Consider the following 19,485-nt stretch of genomic DNA (forward strand, 5'->3'; position numbering starts at 1 on the left):
AAACAACCTCGCAAAAGAGGTTGTCACAGATTTAGTGTGTTATTTGTGCTTTGTTTTCGTTTATCTTTTATTTCACTTCTAAGCGTGAAGATTACGCAGGCAATTCCAGCTAGGATAAAGAGTGCTGAGATTGGATTTGTAAAGAAATCAGTCGGGTTACCTGTTGTCATTAGAGCTCTACGCAGGTAGGTTTCAAGTAAAGGTCCAAGGATAAACCCTAGAATCATTGGGGCAATAGGAAATCCATTACGTACTAAAAAGAAACCAATGACACCAAACAGTACCATCACCCAGATATCAAAAATTGAGCTATTTGTTGTATACGCTCCGACAATGGTTAGCACAAAAATGACTGGAAATAGATATTGTTTAGGTACTGTTAACACTCGTGTAAATAATCTCATTCCAAAAAATTGAAAAAAAACAACAAAGATCATAGCTACAAAAAAGGCGATAAATACTACGTTTACAATATGAGGGTTACTAGTAAAAAATAACGGCCCTGGTTGAAGACCATGTACCATAAACCCACCTAATAGAATGGCTGTAACCGTATCACCTGGTATACCTAGAGAAAGCATAGGAATCAGCGAGCCACCGACACTTGCTGAGTTTGCTGATTCAGAAGCATAGATCCCCTCTGGTGCTCCTTTTCCAAAACGTTCTGATGTTTTGGAAGCTTGCTTCGCTTGTGCGTATGCAACGAGATTTGAGGTTCCACTACCCAAACCTGGCAAAATTCCAAAGGCAATTCCTATTATTGATGAGCGGACTAGATTCCATCCGTTTTTGACGATCTCTACGAGAGAGATGGCAAAACCTTTGGCCTTAAAATCAATGTCCTGGCTTTTTGAATCACCTAGAATCTCAATTAAAATTTGAGAGATTGCAAACAATCCCATTATTAGTGGTAATAGTTCAATTCCACCTTTTAGCTCAAGAATACCTAATGTATAGCGCTGCAAACCATCTATCGGTGCAAATCCTACTATTCCAGCAGCTAGACCAAGAAAGCCAGCTGTTATACCTTTTAGCATACTTCCCTTTGCAAGTACTGCAACCAGGGATAAAGCGAAGAATATTAGTGCAAAAAACTCAAATGGCCCCATCTGTACGGCAAACCGAGAGATAACTGGTGAAATAGTAACAAGTGCAACAAAGCTTAAGGCGCCACCAATTAGTGATGCGATGACACCAATTCCGAGTGCCCGAAGAGGTTCACCGTTTTTAGACATGGGGTATGCGTCAAAGGTTGTCGCAATGGAAGACGGGGTACCGGGAATACCCAGAAGTGTAGATGCGACCAATCCGCCAGAGACACCACCCAAATGTAAGCAAATTAAAAAGGCGATTCCGGGTACTGGATCCAACCCAAATGTAAACGGAACAAACAAAGCCATCCCCATTGTTGCCGTTAATCCAGGTACTGTTCCAAATATCAGTCCAATCAGCACACCTAGTGCCATAAGAAGGATGACAAAAGGAGTTAATGCCTCAGATAAACTTTGAATTAAAACATCCATCTTGCTCCTCCTTTATAGAAACCCTGCTGGTAAGATTACATCGAGCAGTTGTGAAAATACAATGTATATGATAACGGTTACAACAATTCCATTAAGTAAACTTTTCCAGATCACTGATTTATTTTTATTTTCAGTTAAATGCCAAGTTAAAAAGCTAAGGAATACAAACGTACTAATGATATATCCAATTATGTTAAACAGTAATGCATACACAAGTAGTGCAACAAAACTCACAACCATACGTTTACTATTTTTGTTTAATGTGAAAGTGACTTTTTTTGCTCCCTCGCTTTTCAAAAAAATTAACCCCACTCCACAGAATATTAATGCTACAGATACAATCCTCGGTAACAATGTGGGACCAGGATCGTCAGCAAGCATCATAAAAGACATGGTTAATGTATTCAAAAACATCAGCAAGCCGAGAATTGCAATGACCATTCCCATTACTCGTTCTTGTGTTACATTCATTCATATCACGCCTTATCATTGGATATCTGAAAATAACTCATCTGCAATTCGCTGAGCCTTTTTCATTTCTTCTTGAGAAAAAATCGTTGTTTCTTCAGAGTTCATTAACGTGTGCTGCTGAAATGTTTTCTCTAATTCTTCATTATAAGCCTCATCTTCTGCAAGCTTTTCAGTGGCTTCATTCCATTTTTCAACAATCTCTTCTGGCATATCTCCAGGTCCATAAAGCGTGTGGACGACAGGAAATTGCACATCGTAGCCTTGTTCGACCGTTGTTTCAAGTTCTGGCGCAAGCTCATCTCGTTCGTCTGCTAATACACCAATTGCCTTAAAGTCCCCTGACTCAACGTAGTTTAGAACATTTCCAACGCCTGTAACAGCTAGATCAATTTGACCACCTAACAGTCCTGTCATTCGATCGGACTCACTTCCGACATCAAGGATTTTAATCTCAGTACCTGATTCAATGCCTAGTAGTTCACCCATAAAGTGAGTGGTCCCTCCAATTTGTGAACCATAAGTGACTTCATTTGGGTTATCCTCGGCAAATGCAACTAAATCACCAAGTGTATCAAAAGGTGAATTGGCACTTACGACAAATACTTGGTTAACAGAAGAGTATGTGCCAATTGCCGTTAGCTCATCTGTACTATGTTCAAGCTGACGTACAGCATGCGCTGTATGAAGGGCTTGATGATGAAAAAGTAGTTTGTAGCCATCTTTATCTGATGCGCGAACATTTTCAAATGCTAATGCACCGCCAGCGGTTGCTTGATTGACAATCACAATATTAGCTTCGAGGTATTTAGGTAGGTGTTTAGCCATAACTCGAGCCGCCGTATCTGTCTGACCACCAGGACTTGCTGGCACATAGATCTCAATTGTTTTATTTGGATAGGCCGCAATATCGGATTCTGATGCCTGTTTTCCTTCTGAAGTGGAACAGGCAGCAAGAATAAGCACTCCCATTCCGACTGCTGCCATTTTCCCTTGCTTACGCATGAGCTTCCCTCCCTATCCTCTCGTTTGGGACGTGCGATCCTGAAGCTGATGTACGGAAACATCTCCCCAGCTTAGATCAGGTACGCGGTACTTCTCAATTTTATTCCAGTCGAGGTCCACACCTATGCCTGCAATATTACGATCAGGTAATCTGAGGTAACCGTTTTCATATTTGATTTTTTGAGTCACGATGTCGTCGATATATAGCTCCGGACCAGTTGGGTCAGATGTGTAATTTAAGTGTGGTAATGCGCTTCCAAAATGAGCCATAGCCGATGTTCCAATCGAGAGCTCCTGTGTTGTACCAATTAGCACACTTTTTCCAGCTACCTCTGCGGCATAAGCAGCTTTACGTGCAGCTGTCAGTCCGCCAATAAAAACAGGGGCAATGTTAAAAATGTCGACAGAGTCTTTTTTAATCATTTCATACTGCTGTCTTGGACTCCACACATGCTCACTCACCGGGAATTCACACTGTAAGCGGAAGTGATTTAATCCTTCAAAGTCATTCCAAAATGCTGGACTTTCAACAAGCTCAAAATGATATTTAGATAATCGTTTTGTTGCTCTTAATGCATCCTTCCAATCTAGCAAATGACTAAAATCTAAAGATTTAATCGTAACTTTGCCGCCAAATTCAGAGTACACACGATCTAAAAATGCTTCATCTGCATCAACGTTTTTCCCAACATATAGACGGAACGTATCAAAACCTTGTTCTAGTCTGCCTCGAACAATTTCAATATTCTCATCAACTTCATCTAAAAAGCGATGACGGAAGATTGGATAACACACTTTAAATTTTTCTCGTTGACGTCCACCTAACAGATCAGACATTGAGACACCTAGGAATTTTGAGCACACATCATAAAGGGCAGTATCAACACCATTTCGAATAAAACTACCTTTTTCATAATAGTAAAGAGCTTGTGGGAAATTCAGGTCTAGCTCTCTATTTATATCAGCCGTATCAAATGGATTTTTTCCGATTAAAATCGAATCGAGAGTAGCTTCAAGATCTTTCATATCTACCGAGTAGCGTGGGAGGTGAGAGAAATCGGACATTTCTCCGATTCCCACAGCTCCTTCATCTGTCTCAAGTTGCACAATCACATGTTTATTTACAAACCCTGTATGGCGTGGTACTCCAACTGCTGTTAACTTTACTTTTGAAATTTTCATCTCTTTTCCCCCTTGTCATTATCCTTTTATAAAGACTGTTTTTACTTCGGTAAAGAATTCAATGGCAGCTGTTCCCTGCTCACGTGAGTGGGAGCTTGATTGTTTCATTCCACCAAATGGTGCTTGTAGTTCAACTCCAGCACTTTCAGCATTTACTCGAACTAGACCTGCATCAACGTCTTCTATAAACGTCATCATTCGTGCAATGTTCGTCGTAAAAATAGATGCGCTTAATCCAAACTTTGTATCATTTGCAACATCAATTGCTTCCTCTAATCCATTTACTTTAATTAGTGCCAAGACTGGCCCAAAAATTTCTTCCTGTGCTATGCTCATTTTTGTATCTACTTCATCAAAAATGGCAGGCTCAACATAATAACCGTCGGCGAGTCCATTTTCTTCTAATCGCTTTCCACCAAAAATGAGTTTTGCGCCTTCTTCTTTCCCTTTTTCAATATAAGAGAGTACTGTATCAAGCTGGCTTGCGCTTACACTTGGTCCCATCCAAGCTACCTGAATCAAGGCCGTTTCCTACCTTAATTTCGCTAACTTTTGAAACTAATTTTTCTTTAAATGTTTCGTAGATTGCTTGGTCTACAATCACTCGACTAGTGGCTGTACATTTCTGTCCAGTCGATTTTAATCCACCACTAATTGTCGCTTCAACGGCCAGATCCAAGTCAGCATCATCAGCTACAATCACTGGGTTCTTTCCGCCCATCTCTAGCTGATATTTTCCTCCTCTAGCCAGAACAGATTGCCCAACTTTTTGACCAACTCCATCTGAACCAGTGAATGTTATCCCATCAACAAGCTTATGATCCGCAAGTCCTTGACCAATTACAGAACCTGAACCGGTTATGTAATTCACAACTCCCTTTGGAAAACCAGCTTCAGCAAAACACTCCATTACCTTTGCAGCGGTTATTGATGCTTCTGATGCTGGTTTAAGCACAACGGCATTCCCATAAATAAGGGCAGGTGCTACCTTCCAAATCGGAATCGCCACTGGAAAATTCCAAGGTGTAATCACACCAACCACACCAAGAGGTTTTCTTGTAGTGAACATAAAGGCATCTGCATCAGTTGAAGGAATCACATCTCCTGTTTTTCTCAAGCCCTCTCCTGCATAATAACGAAGAATGGCAACTCCTCTAGCTGTTTCGCCTTTTGCTTCTGGCAGTGTTTTTCCCATTTCTTTTGTCATCGTTTCAGCTACTTCATCGGTCCGTGATTCTAAAATATCGGCTGCCTTATATAAATAGGCTCCACGGGCAGCACCCGTTAGTTTTCTCCACTGCTTCTGTGCAGCTGCTGCAGCTTCAATCGCTGTATTTAAATCTTTTTCTGTTGATTTCTGAAAAAGGCCAACAACTTCTTTTGCTTTAGCTGGATTAATGCTCTCTCCAACCTCTCCTGTGGAACCCTCTACCCATGCACCATTAATGTAATTATTGTATTTGATTGCTTCTGCCATGATGTACACCATCCTTTATGAATTTTGCGTTGTTTTTAATCCCCATGTTTCAAGTAATGCTTCAACTTCTGCGTGATCGGCTTCATTTAAAGCAGCTACCGGCTCACGTGTTTTTCCAGCTGTTAGACCAACAGCCTCCATCGCTTCCTTAATAACAACGACATTATTTCCGTTATTGTATTTGGCTCTTAAATCTTCAAATGGTAAGACGTATTCCCAGACATCCCACGTTTGTTTGGTATTGTTTGTTCTAAGTGCCTCAAGTAATTCAAACGACTTACTAGGCAGGATGTTCACTAAACCAGAGGTAAATCCTACTGCACCTGCGTTCCAGTAATACGGTGCCCACTTTTCAGCGGTGCCACAAATCCACGCGATATTGTGTGAGCTTGGCACTTCTCGAACCAATTTTGTAAAACGAGGTAGGTCGTTAATCGCATATTTGACACCTACCAGTCTTTCAAGTGGAGCCAATTCCTTCAGAACATCATCTGAAATATGTGGATCTTTAAAATAAACAAGGGTTGGCAAATCAACTTGTTCAATAATCGAACGGAAATAATTCGTTGCTCCTTCTGAAGTAATGTAAGGATGCACTGGCATATGAATCATAATAGCGTCTGCCCCTGCTTCTTTTGCATAGTTTCCAAGCTCAACTGCTGTCGGTACGGCATAGCCAACACCTGCAACAACAAGCGCCCTACCATTGACGTATTCTACAACTCTACGAATCTCTTCTTTTGCTTCATCAATTGATAGAGCATAGAACTCACTCGTATTCCCACATGGAACCACCACTTTTAGTTCATGTTCGATTAAATACTCAATGTTTTCTTTCACTCCATCCCAGTTCACACTTAAATCATCATGAAATGCTGTAATAGGGATAGCTGAAATCGTTTCTAGTTTCTTAGCAAAAAGTTGGTAATCCATAGCTGCCTCCTTATGTTTTGTATGCGTTATCATTTTATTTAATAGAGTATTACCTCTATTATTCATTCTGATTAGAGAGTATAAATTCTGTTGTACGTAAGATATGCTGTTTCATTAATTGCTCAGCCAAATCGCCATCTCGTTGTTTTATTGCTTGAAAAATAGCTGAGTGCTCTGCATAACCCTCTATGATTTCTTTGTTATATGAAAGAGCTCTTTTTCGAAATGCTTGGTCAAATGCTTTTACATTATCTAGCATGTTTTTAATCATTGCATTTGCTGCAAAATGAACAATCATCTCGTGAAAAGCAGTATTTTGCTGTAACAAAGCTTCAGCATCATGTTCTTCCTTTAACTGAGCCATTTTTGTTACTTGTTTTTCTAAAAGGTCTAGGTCTGACTCTGACATCTTCATTGCAGCCAATCGACAGCAAAGTCCTTCAATGGAAGCTCTGAGTAACAGTATTTCCTCAATCGATGTATTGGCATATTCGGATACGTATGTCCCTTTGCGTGGCACCGTTTTAACAAAGCCCTCATTTCCAAGAATACGGAATGCTTCTTTTATTGGAGTTGTACTAATGCCCATTAGTTGTGAGAGTTCTCGTTCCTTTAGATGATCACCAGGTAGAAAATAGCCACTAACGATGGCCTCTTTAATTTTCTCAACTGCGATCTCCCGCAAAGACTTAACACTTTCAACTCCAGAACTGAAAAAATCCTGTGCGAACGTCTGCTTTTTCATGATGAATCCTCCATTTGATATCTGATATATCAAATACTATAGTTGAAGTCTATACCTGTCAACCTCATCATACAGCCGCTTTTTAGAGACTGAGCCTCCTCCCAAAACCAACTAATATATCTGATATATCAGATATTATATTTATCTTAATAGTCAACACTAGGCTGTGTCAATACATAAACGAAAAAGATTATGCGCTTACATGTTGATTGCTTTTCCTTTATAGTGAAGAAAGAGAGTAGTTCGGGAGTGAGCTTATGATTTTTTTATTAATTTTTACAGGGTTTATTTGTGTTGTTGGTTTAGTTGTTACCATTATTTATATCAATACAACGGATCAAAACTATAGTAGCGAAAAAAGCTTTCGCAATCTTTCTTGGACCTACCTATTGCTCATTCCAATTGCCATATTTATTGTGATTGGATTAGCATATTTGATGTAAGTGTAAAAAAGCCGAACCATTAGGAATGATTCCTCTTGGTTCGGCTTTTTTTATAGCTTTTATTTATTTTGATATAGCTTAATGATTTTCTCCATGTGCCCAATCATTTTGTTTTGGGCTTCAGTCATTACTGAGCTTAGATGTGCGTTTGGGTTCTCTTCTAGTGCTTCGGCTATGGTTGTTACTGCTGTAAGTGAAATTTCTGTGTTTACATTAATCTTTCGAATTCCATAATCGATCGCTTTTAACACTTGATCCTCTGGTGTTCCTGAACCACCATGTAGCACGAGTGGTATTTGAATTTTTTCTGCTATTTCTTTTAATAAGTCAAACTGTAGCTTTGGTTCCCCTTTATACATCCCGTGTACCGTTCCAATAGATGCAGCAAGGAAATCAACACCTGTTTCAGTGACAAACTGTGCTGCTTCTGTAGGATCCGTTAAACGCCCGTCTCCCTCTTCTTCATCAGAAAAATCTCCTTTTTCCATTGAACCGATTTCAGCCTCAACGTGCACACCTTTTGCATGAGCCAGTTCAACTACTTCTTTTGTCAGTCTAATGTTCTCTTCTAATGAATGAGGAGAACCGTCAAACATAACAGATGAGAATCCAGCTTGAATGGCTCGCTTAATTGTATCTATTTCATAGCTATGATCTAAATGAAGTGCAACCGGAACAGTTGCTAACTCAGCAAATTTGATCGCAAATGCCGCAAACGCTTCCAAATTCATGTAATCTTTATATCGTTCTCCGTAAGCGATTAATACCCCTTGGTTTGCTTTTTCAGCTGCCTGAATAGCTGCTTGAACCGTTTCTGCGTTATAACAATTAAAAGCCGCGATAGCAGCGTTATCTTGTTCAGCCTGTGTTAAAAGCTCTTTAGTTGAGACAAACATAATACCCCTCCGTTAATGTAGTTTTATTACAATAATCACTATGATAACGCTATTTTCGACAATATTCAACCTTATTTATGTAGTAAAACTAATAAAAACTCTTGTGTAAGCGGTTATCATGTAGTAATATTACTACGAACATGGAGGTGATTCATCGTTGTCCAGTTTTCAACAACGTGTAGAACAAAAAAAGAATCCATTACCGCATCTGAGCGGAAGATTATTAATCAGTTAAATCAACATGATAAACCATTCTTACTTTCAATGAATGAATTATCACTATTAAGTCAAGTGAGTGAGCCAAGTGTCGTTCGATTATATCGCAAGCTTGGTTACGCTAGTTATCAAGAATTAAAGGTCGCACTTGCTCAAGAGCTCGCAGAATCAAGATCAGCTGTGTCAGAAACTCATGATATCCAGGTTGGTGATCAGGCAGATGTTGTATTCGAAAAAATTTCAGATCAGATTAGTTCTGCGTTAGCCATGACCAAAGATACTTTAAATGTAACGACTATAGAACAGGCAGTATTCGCCCTTCAGCAGGCCAAACGTCTTTACTTTTTTGGCCAAGGACTCTCAGGAACAATTGCTGAGGATGGAGCGCATAAATTTATGCGGTTAGGTGAAACAACTCTGTCGGTTAAAGATCCACATTATCAAGCTATTTATGCAAGCCATATGAACGATCAAGACGTTGTTATTGCAATCTCGCACTCCGGTGAAACCGTTGACATTATTGATGTGATTGAAATCGCTAAGAGTAATGGTGCTCAAGTCATTGTAATTACGTCTAATCGAAATACAACACTTGCAAGTATGGCAACGTATCTTCTATTAACACAAGCATCAGAAACAAACAAGCGTTCCGATGCAATGGTTTCAAGGATTGTTCAGCTTGCTTTAATTGATACGATGTATACAAGGATGGTTGCTTTAGGTGGCGACAGATTAACAAGTAGAGTCAATCAATCAAGACTCGCTGTTACACGTATGAAGAAATAATCTTGCACTTAAAAAGAAAGTACAGTAGAGGTGAACCATTTTGCTAACAGGAACAGGGTTAATCATTGGTTTTATAGCCGCTTTAGTTGTGTTATTTGTCTTAATTATTAAATTGAAATGGGACGCTTTTATCTCACTCTTAGTGGTTGCAATTGGCATTGGCCTTATGTCTAACATTAGTGTACGAGACCTTCCCGGAGTTATTGCAGATGGGTTTGGAGGCACTTTGGCGGGTGTCGGGATATTAATTGGACTTGGAATCATATTTGGTCAATTTCTTGCTGCATCAGGTGCAATTGAAAAAATTGCATCATCTATGATAAACGCATTTGGTGTTAAACGCTCACCAATCGCACTTTCTGCTACGGCAACAACTGTAGCTATTCCCGTATTTTTTGATGCTGCTTTTATCATTTTAAATAAACTGGTTCAAAGCCTATCAATAAAAACAAAAATATCATTGGCCACGTTTGTTGCGATTCTAGCCATTGGTTTAATTGTATCGCACAGCTTGATCATTCCAACTCCTGGTCCACTTATTGTTGCAGATCAAACTAATTCTGATATAGGCATATTTTTTATCTATGGATTATTAGTAGCCATTCCCGCAACTTTAGTAGGTGGAGTTTTATATGGACGTTTTATAGGAAAGCGCATACCTACAGGTAATCGATTAGATGATGTAACAGAAAATTTGGAACTAGTAGACACTCATTCGAGTCAAAAAAACATACCAACTTGGTTAGCATTCGCTATGCTTGCTCTACCAATAGTACTAATACTTTCAAATACCGTTATGAATTTAGTATTTGTAAATAATCCCGAACACATTATCCCTACTTTTTTCGCCTTAATTGGGGACAAAAATGCCGCTCTATTAATTAGTGTAATAGTAGCAATGTTTGCATTAAAGCCATATTTAATTGAAGATACAAATTCCGTTATGAACCAGGCTTTTAATTCATCAGGTATGGTTCTCCTCATTACAGGTGCAGGTGGCGCATTTGGGAAAGTGGTTCAAGAAACCGGCATTGGTGATTTGCTCATTAATATGATGCAAGGAGTGAACATGCCAGTTCTTTTACTTGCCTTCTTATTTGCTCAGCTTCTTCGCGCAGCGTTAGGAAGTGCAACTGTGGCCCTCATTACAACATCAACGATTTTAGGTCCAATGGCAGCAGAGCTAGGTGCATCTCCAGTCTTATTAGGACTTGCTATTTGCGCAGGTGGAATTGGATTATCTCTACCTAACGATTCAGGCTTCTGGGTAGTAAGTAAATTTGGAAGACTAACCATGATGGAAACGTTACGTGTATGGAGCTTAGGTGGATTAATCGCTGGTATTACGGCACTTGGGTTTATTTACTTCCTAACATTGTTCCAAAACGTTTTACCAGGATTGTAGAACACTAAAGAGAGAAAATATATTCACAAAAAAGGATGGAGATTTAAATGAATAAACGAGTTGGATTTATCGGACTAGGAATTATGGGAACACCTATGGCAAGAAACTTAATACAAAAAGGTTTTACTGTCACAGTTTTTGATCTAAATACAGCAACAGTTGAGCAATTAGCATCTGAGGGAGCCACTCCTGCCACTTCAGGAAAAGAAGTAGCCCAGCAAAGTGACTACATCATTACCATGCTTCCTAAAGGAGAGCATGTTCGCATGGCTGTTTTTGGTGAAAACGGAGTAATGGAAGGTGCTTCTAAAGGGTTAGTCATTGTCGATATGAGTTCAGTATCCCCTGTTGATTCAAAAGAAATGGCGATACTAGCCGAAACAAAAGGCGTACATTTCCTTGATGCACCAGTAAGTGGAGGCGAGCCAAAAGCAATTGACGGTACACTTGCCATTATGGTCGGAGGACCAGAAGCACAGTTTGAAGAAGTGAAACCTGTTCTTGCTGCGATGGGTACTGATATTGTGCTTGTTGGTGATAGTGGTTGTGGTACAACTGCAAAGCTTGCCAACCAAATCATTGTGAACCTAAATATTGCAGCTGTTTCTGAAGCTCTAACTCTAGCTTCAAAGGCTGGTATTGATATCGATAAAATGTACCAAGCGATTCGTGGAGGTCTAGCTGGAAGTACAGTTATGGATGCTAAGATCCCAATGATTCTTGATCGTAACTTTAAAGCAGGTGGACGAGTTGATATTAACCTTAAAGACCTGACAAATGTAATGAACACGGCACACGAGCTTTCTGTGCCACTCCCTTTATCTAGCCAGTTGCTTGAGATTTTCCATTCATTAAAAGCAGATGGAAAGGAAGCATTAGATCACGCAAGCATCGTGCAGCATTACGAGAAAATGGCTAATGTAACCGTTGAAAGAAAGGAGCAAAACTAATGAAGACCGAAAAAACCTCAGAGCTACTAGCCCGCATCCCTTCTATTAATAGAGAGGCTGTTCAATCAAAGCTAAAAGACGAGTTATCAAGCTCTGCCTATAAAATTGTGGTACTGGATGATGATCCAACAGGAATTCAAACCGTTCATGGTGTTTCTGTTTATACGGATTGGTCAAAAAATTCGATCCAAGCAGGCTTTCGTGAACAAAACCGTATCTTCTTTTTACTAACCAATTCACGTGGATTCACAACAGCAGAAACCATTAAGGCCCATACTGAAATTGCAGAACGTGTTCAAACGATCTCAGATCAAGAAGGTGTACCTTACGTGCTTATTAGCCGAGGAGATTCTACCCTACGTGGACACTATCCTTTAGAGACTGTTACGTTAAAAAATACAATCGAGGCTGCTTCTTCTGCAACATTTGATGGAGAAGTAATCATGCCATTTTTTAAAGAAGGTGGCCGTCTAACGATTGATAATGTTCATTATGTACAGTACGGAGAGGACCTTGTGCCTGCTGGCGAAACGGAATTCGCTAAAGACCGCACGTTTGGATTCAAAGCTTCGCACCTGGGTGAATGGGTAGAAGAAAAAACCAAAGGCGAGTTTAAAAAGGAAGACTGCATTTACATCACTCTTGAAACGCTAAGAGCCGCTGATGTTGAAACGATTAAGAATCAACTGATGTCTGCTACAGAATTTCAAAAGATCATTGTGAATGCTGTTGACTACGTCGATGCCGAAGTCTTTGTTACAGCTTTTCTACAAGCAATAAAAGAAGGCAAACATTTTCTCTGCCGCAGTGCCTCTGCATTAACAAAAGTTATAGGAGGCGTATCAGACAAAGCCTTATTAAAACGTGAGGAACTGATTACCGAAGACACGGGACATGGTGGATTAATCGTTGTTGGTTCGCACGTTCAAAAAACAACAGAACAGTTAAATGCCTTAATCGAAAGTAATCTAGTAGAAGCTATTGAATTTGATGTACACCTTGTATTAGATGAGGAGAAATTCGCTCACGAAATTGAACGAGTTCGCACAACTATCGAAGAACTCATTACCTCTGGAAAATCCGTTGTTTACTACACAAGACGCGAGAGATTAGACCTTGGCGAAAACCGCCAAGAAGAAGAATTAATGTTATCTGTTAAAATTTCCGATGCTGTCACAAGCATAGTTAGTGACTTAACTGTTCGTCCTAACTACATCATTGCAAAAGGCGGCATTACCTCCAGCAGTGTTGGTACTACTGGACTTTCAGTGAAACGCGCAGATGTAGCCGGTCAAATCAAACCTGGAATCCCTGTCTGGAAAACCGGAGCCGAAAGCAAGTTCCCTGGCTGTGCCTACATCGTCTTCCCTGGTAACGTCGGACAAGCAGAAACATTAAAAGAAGCCGTTGAAGTATTAGAAGGTAAATAAGTTGAATCGGAAAGAGGCTGGGACATAACTAGTCTCAGATACAAAAAAAGATCTCCATCACCATTTTCTTGGTGAAGGAGATCTTTTTTGATACTCGATTCTTAAAATCTCTTGAAAACCTAACGGCTCTAGCGGTGAACTTCCTTATGTTCACCGCCATGAACGCGAATCCTAATTCATTTTTCACTTTCTCTTTACTTCGTACAGAGACTCGAGTGAAACGCAAATTAGCCTTCAGAAATCCGAAGACTGGTTCCACATCGATTTTGCGTTTGCCATAGATTTCACCTGTTTCTTTTTCGGCAAGCAGCTGTCTCGTATAGGCTTTTTGTTCTTCCCAACGTTCGTTGTAATAGATCCTTCTCTGATTTCCTTCTTTTGCTTTTGTACATTGAGCTCGGAAGGGACAAGACGAACAATCCTCACATTCATACACACGGTACTTTCGCATAAAACCCGCTTTATCACGCTTTTCGGAATGATAGTGAAAAGCTAGTTTCCGATTATTTGGACAAGTGAACGCATCCTCTTCGGCATCATATGGCCAGTTAGACATTTGGAAGGGGTCTTGTTTATAGTTCTTTTTCTTCTCTTTTCGGTATTGATTATACGTGATCAAAGGAATACGTTTCCGATGGCTGACGACATCGTCGTAATTTTGCTCACTGCCATACCCGGCATCTCCGACAATATATTTGGGTAACGCAAAGAAATCCTGTTCGATCTTATCTAAAAAAGGAATAAAGGTTCGCGTATCTGTAGGATTTGGGAACACATCATAAGCCAAGGCATACTGACCTTCGGTCGCCAACTGCACATTGTACCCAGGTTTAAGCTGTCCATTTTTCATATAATCGTCTTTCATGCGCATAAATGTGGCATCGGGATCTGTCTTCGAATAGCTGTTACGATCTCCGAAGATTTCCATATCCCTCTTATATTTTTGGTTGCGTGTAATGAAGTCGTTATACTGCTTACGGTACTGTTTCGGTGCTTTACGTGCTGAGCGTAGCTGCTTTCGTTCGGCCACATCTTCACTTGCCTCAATACGGCGATCGTATCCCTGCACGGTGTCGTCAAGTTTCTCTGCTACCTGTGTTAACTCCTCGTCCGTGAGGGCTTCTGGGTTTTCTCTTTCAATGGCAGGGATAATCTCCTGTTCGACAAGTTCTTCGTACATCCGATTCGACTTTTCCATCAACTGAGCACTATATTTTTCTGTAGACTTCCGCCACACGAAGGTAAACTTATTGGCATTCGCTTCGATTTTAGTCCCATCAATAAAGATCGCTTCTTCTTCGATGACCTTTTCCTGGACCAACTGACAGCGGAATTGGACAAAACACTGGCGCAAAAGGTCTTGAACATCGGGGTTCACTCGGAAGCGATTGATGGTGCGATAGCTAGGTTGATACTCTTGGGCTAACCACATCATACGAATACTGTCTTGAAGAAGGGCTGCAATCTTACGACCTGAAAAGACCGATTGAGTGTAGGCGCACAAAATAATTTTCATCATCATACGAGGATGATAAGCAGGATGTCCCGTTTTCCGGAGGAAAGCGTCGAAGGCTTCGTCTGGGATACTTTCAACTAGAGTGTTCACGGTGAAAGCAATATCATTTTTCGGTAATTTTCTTTCTAAATCAAGCGGTAAAATGACATCATGCATGGTATACTGTTTAAACATAAGGATCCCCCTTTGGGTTTTGTGTGGTAACTTAATTCTATCAGAGGGGTCCTTATTTTGCTTCTAAAAACCAATGATTTATCTATAAAAAGTAGACAGGCATCTTCGGAAAATCCGAAGATGCCTGTCTATTTCATTTAGTCACTTTACTGGGTTTTGTCCAGCCTCTTTTTATGGAATTATTGCTCAGTCTGGCTTCTCCGCTTCAGTTCTACTTTAATCCTCCAGTCTTAGTCCCATCGCTCCAATTCCAACTTCTATCGCTCCAGTCTGTGCTCCATTGCTCCAGTTTCCACTTCTATCGCTCCAATCTGTGCTCCATCGCTCCAATTTCCACTTCTATCGCTCCAGCCTTGGCTACATCGCTCCAGTTTCCACTTCTATCGCTCCAGCCTTGGCTCCATCGCTCCAATTTCCACTTCTATTGCTCCAGCCTTGGCTCCATCGCTCCAATTCCAACTTCTATCGCTCCAATCTGTGCTCCATCGCTCCATCCTTGGCCCCATCGCTCCAATTCCAACTTCCATCGCTCCAGCCTTGGCCCCATCGCTCCAATTACCACCTTCCATCCTGCCCTAAACCACAAAAAAACCACCGTTTCACTTAAAAACGGTGGTTTCATCTTATAGATTTCGTTCTTCATTTAAATACATCATTAATTTCTCTGCCCAGATCTGATAGCCTAGGTCATTTGGGTGTAGACCGTCATCTAGGGTTTGCTCCAGACTTAGTCCCTGTGCGTCGAATTCTTCAAGCATAGCTGAGTAGATATCGACATAGTTCCAAGCCTTGGCTGTGGATATAATCTTCCGTACTTTCAAGGTATTCTTGATAATTTAAGCCAATATCATTAAAATCCGTATCCAGTTTAATGGTGGTTGGATTCGGTGAGGTAAGTAGAATCTTACTTGTTGGCAGGGCATTCCGCACGAGCTCTACTGCCGTTGTAATGGATGTGTTTGTATCTTGTAAAGGTTCATTTTTACGGTGACTATTTAAGATAGAGCTTTCCATAATAATAAAATCTGGTTTCTCTTTTATTAATTGTTCAAAGCTACCGTTATCTAATAAGTTCTGTATCGTCGCTCCATTTACACCATAGTTCAACACTCGACTCGTTACTAAATCCTCATCAGAATTTCGAATCGCTCCAAGCATCAAACTCGGCCAATTTTTTGCTTCCGAGCTTGCCCCTTTTCCGTTTGTCACGCTGCTACCAATTACGGCAATTCGCACTTCATCATGAGTCAGTGCCCAATAATGTAAATAATCAACGTAGCTAACTTCCCCATTTTCAGGGTTTAAACGATCAATCTTTGCAGCCAATTCTTCATCATCTGCTGCTACAGCTTCTGTTTTTTGAGATTCTATATTTTGTAGAACATTAAGTAGTAAAAGTGACATGCCAATAATCGCAAGCAAGGTAATTCCAAGTCGTTTCAATCTTTCGCCTCCCACATATTTTCACACAATCATACCACATTTATCCCATTTTGTTTAGGAGGTAACGAATAAATTCGTGTCAGTTTTCGTACCACTTTTTAACGAAACGTTTGTTTAAATAATGAAAAAAGACACCAAAGGCGCCTCTTATTATCTACCTTCTTCTAAATACCTCTTTCCTATTACATAATCCTCTTCTATCTGCTCTCTTGGCACCATGCTTCCACCTGTTACCCAAGCGATATGTGTGGCGTTTGAGTTTTGCGCAAAACCTAATTGACTTACAACTGCCAACCCCGCAGCGGCAGATGGTTCTACATACATGTTTTCAGAGTCCATTAAAAGCGCCTGAAGTTTATATAGTTCTTGATCGTCAACGGTTATGATACCTGAGAGGAGTGGCTCCATTACTTTACCAACAAATCCAGAGGCACGACCAACAGCTAATCCATCTGCAATCGTTTTGTTATCTATACCAAAATCCTGTACAGATACACGGTCATGCTCCCCTGTCATCATCCCTAATAACATACAAGGTGAGTGTGTTGGTTCTACAAAAAAGCAATGTACGTGTTCACCAAATACTAGCTTTAATCCAAAAGCAACTCCACCCGGTCCACCGCCAACACCACATGGTAAATACACAGATAAAGGATGATCCGCATTGACTTGAATGCTCTGATCCTGCAACTGCTTTTTTAAGCGAAAAGCAGCGGTTGCATAACCTAAGAACAAGGTTGTTGAATTCTCATCATCAACAAAATGAGTGGTTGAATCTACATCTGCCTGCTTTCTTCCTTCTTCTACAGCTTTACTATAATCGGATTGATATTCAATTACTTGAACACCTCTGCTTCTAAGCAGGTCTTTTTTCCATCGTTTAGCATCAGCTGACATATGTACGGTTACTTGAAAACCAAGACTCGCGCCCATCACACCGATACTCAAGCCAAGATTTCCCGTTGAACCAACGGCTATTTTATAGGAAGAAAAAAACTCGCGAAATTTACGCTCAGTGAGTATCGAATAATCGTCTTCATATCGAAGGAACCCCTTCTCGACCGCTAAATCCTCGGCATGTTTTAGTACCTCATAAATACCTCCACGCGCCTTAATCGATCCGGAGATAGGAAGTTCATTATCACATTTTACCCATAGATCACCTGACAGTGATTTTGTATGATGTTTTTCCAACTTGTCTTGTAAACTTCTTATTCTTTTTATTGGAGATTCAATAATCCCCTTAGTGGCTTCGGTTTCAGGAAACACCTTAGCCAGATAAGGCGCAAAACGTTGCAGCCTTTTCTCTGCGTCATGCACGTCTTGCTCCGTAAGTTTTGCAGTGTAGTCGTTGCTTTTATATTTAGGGTTCATCCACTCACAGGTTCAGTTGCAATGAGCTGTTCTAAGAGTGGAAACGATTCGGTCCATTCTTCTATCGGTTTTCCTAAAATGGTTTGCGCCATAATATCAAACCTCCTCGCTCTTTTTATTTAGTATAACGAAAAACGAAAAGAGCTTCATCGCTCTTTTCGTTTTTTTAACCTATTTTCAGTTATCCATTGCTACTTGTCCAGAATGACTTTCTTCTTTTTCCTTTACCTCTGCTGCTTTGAGGCGAGGATTTCGAATGAACACTGCAAATATAAATGAGATCACACACATTGCTGCAATCACCATAAAGGTTGGAACAAAGCCACCCATAATCGTAAAGATAATCGAACCAGCTAATGCACCTATACCAAAACCTTGATAGATCACGCCGTAGTTGATGCTTTGATTTTTTAATCCAAAGTAGTCAGAAACAATTGCAGGGAAGATGGTGATGTTCCCGCCAAAGCTAAAGGCAATGACTGCTACACAAGCAAAAAACAAGCCAAAGTTTAGTTCAACAAAACTCAAGACAGAAACCGCAAGAGCAGTAACGAACAAAGTACCAGCTATAATATGCATGCGTTCCATTTTATCAGAGAGCGCCCCCAGAACCACACGTCCTGTTGTGTTAAAGATTGCAACCAGCGCAACCGCATTTGCTGCAGTCTGTGCATTAAGTCCCGCAAGACTTTCCCAAGCATCCTTCGCAATTCCAATTAGATACAATCCACTCATACACGCTGTAAAAAAGATAATAAACAGCATATATGCTTGTTTTGTTTTTAACATTTCTTTAACTGAATACTCTTTTAGCTGATGATTCGTCTGAACAGCAGGGGCCGCTTTTGCTTCTCGTACTAAAAAGGCTCCACCTACGATAAGAACAAGTGCACACATTCCCCAAAGTAAAAACGTTTGTGTGACACCAAATGTTGATAAGAAGTATCCGTTAATATAACGGAAGAGCAAACTTCCTGTACCAAAAGCCCCTACCGATATACCTGAGATAAGACCTTTCCGTTTAGGAAACCATTTAATTAAATTTGATAATGATGAAATGTAGGCTGTTCCGTTTGCAAATCCCACTACAGCACCAGCTAGTATATATAGCATCCAAAGCTGTGAAACAAACGAGCTTAGAATCAATCCAATTCCAAGTGTGAGACCTGAGAATATTAGAAGCTTACGTATCCCAATCTTTTCTTGGATTTTACCCGAAAATAAAGTAGCAAAAGCTAAGGCAAAACTTGTGATTGAAAAAGTAACGGTTACTGCATTTAGGTTCCATCCATTTAATTCTGCTAAAGGTTGATTAAATAAACTCCATGTGTAGATCGTACCTAGACCCATTTGAACGAGAACGGTTCCAAAAATGATCCATAGTCGATTCGTCTTTGTTGTATTCATCCTAACTCTCCTCTTTCCATCCGGCGGTAAACATCTATTTCTATGAATAAAGTTTAGCACCTGAGGATCCGAGTGTACGCAGCTTGGAATGAACTGCTTCTAATTAGGAATG

Annotated in this window: 16 protein-coding genes and 2 pseudogenes; 4 read left to right on the top strand and 14 right to left on the bottom strand. The window is 40.3% G+C overall.

Translation table 11 applies throughout. From position 1 onward, the window contains the following. Nucleotides 1–23: 23 nt before the first annotated feature. The 8 genes and pseudogenes from NDM98_RS10085 to NDM98_RS10120 all read right to left on the bottom strand — a co-directional run bounded on the left by NDM98_RS10085 (nt 24) and on the right by NDM98_RS10120 (nt 8,672). On the bottom strand, nt 24–1,523 hold the full coding sequence (locus tag NDM98_RS10085; RefSeq protein ID WP_251607013.1) for a tripartite tricarboxylate transporter permease: 1,500 nt from the start codon (nt 1,521–1,523) through the stop codon (nt 24–26). A gap of 12 nt (nt 1,524–1,535) precedes the next feature. Then, nucleotides 1,536–1,994, bottom strand: a complete 459-nt coding sequence (locus NDM98_RS10090; RefSeq protein WP_251607015.1) for a tripartite tricarboxylate transporter TctB family protein — start codon at nt 1,992–1,994, stop codon at nt 1,536–1,538. A gap of 15 nt (nt 1,995–2,009) precedes the next feature. Beyond that, the gene (locus NDM98_RS10095) at nt 2,010–2,996 is read right to left on the bottom strand and encodes a tripartite tricarboxylate transporter substrate binding protein (protein ID WP_251607017.1); all 987 of its coding nucleotides are present in this window, start codon (nt 2,994–2,996) and stop codon (nt 2,010–2,012) included. 12 nt (nt 2,997–3,008) lie between these two features. Then, nucleotides 3,009–4,178, bottom strand: coding sequence for a mandelate racemase/muconate lactonizing enzyme family protein (locus NDM98_RS10100; protein WP_251607020.1), 1,170 nt, complete (start codon nt 4,176–4,178; stop codon nt 3,009–3,011). Between the two features lie 18 nt (nt 4,179–4,196). Beyond that, a pseudogene (gene gucD, locus NDM98_RS10105) lies at nt 4,197–5,667 on the bottom strand (alpha-ketoglutaric semialdehyde dehydrogenase GucD). Nucleotides 5,668–5,670: 3 nt separating this feature from the next. Further along, a complete protein-coding gene (locus tag NDM98_RS10110) occupies nt 5,671–6,588 on the bottom strand; it encodes a dihydrodipicolinate synthase family protein (RefSeq protein WP_251607022.1) in 918 nt (305 codons plus the stop codon). Between the two features lie 58 nt (nt 6,589–6,646). Continuing rightward, nucleotides 6,647–7,333, bottom strand: coding sequence for a GntR family transcriptional regulator (locus tag NDM98_RS10115; RefSeq protein WP_251607024.1), 687 nt, complete (start codon nt 7,331–7,333; stop codon nt 6,647–6,649). Nucleotides 7,334–7,835: 502 nt separating this feature from the next. Further along, nucleotides 7,836–8,672: a class II fructose-bisphosphate aldolase gene (locus NDM98_RS10120; protein WP_251607027.1), complete on the bottom strand. Its 837-nt coding sequence runs from the start codon at nt 8,670–8,672 to the stop codon at nt 7,836–7,838. A gap of 153 nt (nt 8,673–8,825) precedes the next feature. On the opposite strand from NDM98_RS10120, the gene NDM98_RS24450 reads away from it, so the two are divergent. The 4 genes from NDM98_RS24450 to NDM98_RS10140 are packed head-to-tail and all read left to right on the top strand — an operon-like array spanning nt 8,826 to nt 13,459. Then, nucleotides 8,826–9,674, top strand: coding sequence for a MurR/RpiR family transcriptional regulator (locus NDM98_RS24450; protein ID WP_308807738.1), 849 nt, complete (start codon nt 8,826–8,828; stop codon nt 9,672–9,674). 40 nt (nt 9,675–9,714) lie between these two features. Next, nucleotides 9,715–11,079 (top strand): GntP family permease, encoded by a 1,365-nt coding sequence (locus tag NDM98_RS10130; protein ID WP_251607029.1) that lies wholly within the window; start codon nt 9,715–9,717, stop codon nt 11,077–11,079. Between the two features lie 47 nt (nt 11,080–11,126). After that, complete coding sequence (gene garR / locus NDM98_RS10135; RefSeq protein WP_251607031.1) at nt 11,127–12,029, top strand: 2-hydroxy-3-oxopropionate reductase; 903 nt, start codon at nt 11,127–11,129, stop codon at nt 12,027–12,029. After that, the gene (locus NDM98_RS10140; RefSeq protein ID WP_251607033.1) at nt 12,029–13,459 is read left to right on the top strand and encodes a four-carbon acid sugar kinase family protein; all 1,431 of its coding nucleotides are present in this window, start codon (nt 12,029–12,031) and stop codon (nt 13,457–13,459) included. Before garR ends, NDM98_RS10140 begins: the two co-directional genes overlap by 1 nt. Before the next feature lie 34 nt (nt 13,460–13,493). Here NDM98_RS10140 and NDM98_RS10145 read toward each other — a convergent pair whose 3' ends face one another. From NDM98_RS10145 to NDM98_RS10165, 6 genes and pseudogenes are all read right to left on the bottom strand, one after another. Beyond that, entirely contained in the window at nt 13,494–15,149 is a 1,656-nt protein-coding gene (locus NDM98_RS10145) for an IS1182 family transposase (RefSeq protein WP_251607035.1), read from the bottom strand. A gap of 380 nt (nt 15,150–15,529) precedes the next feature. Next, entirely contained in the window at nt 15,530–15,718 is a 189-nt protein-coding gene (locus tag NDM98_RS10150) for a hypothetical protein (protein WP_251607037.1), read from the bottom strand. A 54-nt stretch (nt 15,719–15,772) separates the two neighbouring features. Further along, on the bottom strand, nt 15,773–15,907 hold the full coding sequence (locus tag NDM98_RS23475) for a hypothetical protein (RefSeq protein ID WP_285803908.1): 135 nt from the start codon (nt 15,905–15,907) through the stop codon (nt 15,773–15,775). Continuing rightward, entirely contained in the window at nt 15,900–16,592 is a 693-nt protein-coding gene (locus NDM98_RS10155; RefSeq protein ID WP_251607039.1) for an SGNH/GDSL hydrolase family protein, read from the bottom strand. The genes NDM98_RS23475 and NDM98_RS10155 overlap by 8 nt, the downstream gene beginning before the upstream one ends. Nucleotides 16,593–16,742: 150 nt before the next feature. Further along, nucleotides 16,743–18,058 (bottom strand): annotated as a pseudogene (dsdA, locus tag NDM98_RS10160) (D-serine ammonia-lyase). Between the two features lie 85 nt (nt 18,059–18,143). Continuing rightward, complete coding sequence (locus tag NDM98_RS10165) at nt 18,144–19,373, bottom strand: L-lactate MFS transporter (protein WP_251607041.1); 1,230 nt, start codon at nt 19,371–19,373, stop codon at nt 18,144–18,146. Nucleotides 19,374–19,485: the final 112 nt, after the last annotated feature.

It is taken from the genome of Alkalicoccobacillus plakortidis (assembly GCF_023703085.1).
Taxonomy (GTDB): domain Bacteria; phylum Bacillota; class Bacilli; order Bacillales; family Bacillaceae_D; genus Alkalicoccobacillus; species Alkalicoccobacillus plakortidis.

What these genes read in the sequence shown, in the direction of transcription:
- NDM98_RS10085 (WP_251607013.1), bottom strand. Translation starts at nt 1,523, where the DNA reads ATGGATGTTTTAATTCAAAGTTTATCTGAGGCATTAACTCCTTTTGTC.
- NDM98_RS10090 (WP_251607015.1), bottom strand. Translation starts at nt 1,994, where the DNA reads ATGAATGTAACACAAGAACGAGTAATGGGAATGGTCATTGCAATTCTC.
- NDM98_RS10095 (WP_251607017.1), bottom strand. Translation starts at nt 2,996, where the DNA reads ATGCGTAAGCAAGGGAAAATGGCAGCAGTCGGAATGGGAGTGCTTATT.
- NDM98_RS10100 (WP_251607020.1), bottom strand. Translation starts at nt 4,178, where the DNA reads ATGAAAATTTCAAAAGTAAAGTTAACAGCAGTTGGAGTACCACGCCAT.
- NDM98_RS10110 (WP_251607022.1), bottom strand. Translation starts at nt 6,588, where the DNA reads ATGGATTACCAACTTTTTGCTAAGAAACTAGAAACGATTTCAGCTATC.
- NDM98_RS10115 (WP_251607024.1), bottom strand. Translation starts at nt 7,333, where the DNA reads ATGAAAAAGCAGACGTTCGCACAGGATTTTTTCAGTTCTGGAGTTGAA.
- NDM98_RS10120 (WP_251607027.1), bottom strand. Translation starts at nt 8,672, where the DNA reads ATGTTTGTCTCAACTAAAGAGCTTTTAACACAGGCTGAACAAGATAAC.
- garR (WP_251607031.1), top strand. Translation starts at nt 11,127, where the DNA reads ATGAATAAACGAGTTGGATTTATCGGACTAGGAATTATGGGAACACCT.
- NDM98_RS10140 (WP_251607033.1), top strand. Translation starts at nt 12,029, where the DNA reads ATGAAGACCGAAAAAACCTCAGAGCTACTAGCCCGCATCCCTTCTATT.
- NDM98_RS10145 (WP_251607035.1), bottom strand. Translation starts at nt 15,149, where the DNA reads ATGTTTAAACAGTATACCATGCATGATGTCATTTTACCGCTTGATTTA.
- NDM98_RS10150 (WP_251607037.1), bottom strand. Translation starts at nt 15,718, where the DNA reads ATGGAAGGTGGTAATTGGAGCGATGGGGCCAAGGCTGGAGCGATGGAA.
- NDM98_RS23475 (WP_285803908.1), bottom strand. Translation starts at nt 15,907, where the DNA reads ATGCTTGAAGAATTCGACGCACAGGGACTAAGTCTGGAGCAAACCCTA.
- NDM98_RS10165 (WP_251607041.1), bottom strand. Translation starts at nt 19,373, where the DNA reads ATGAATACAACAAAGACGAATCGACTATGGATCATTTTTGGAACCGTT.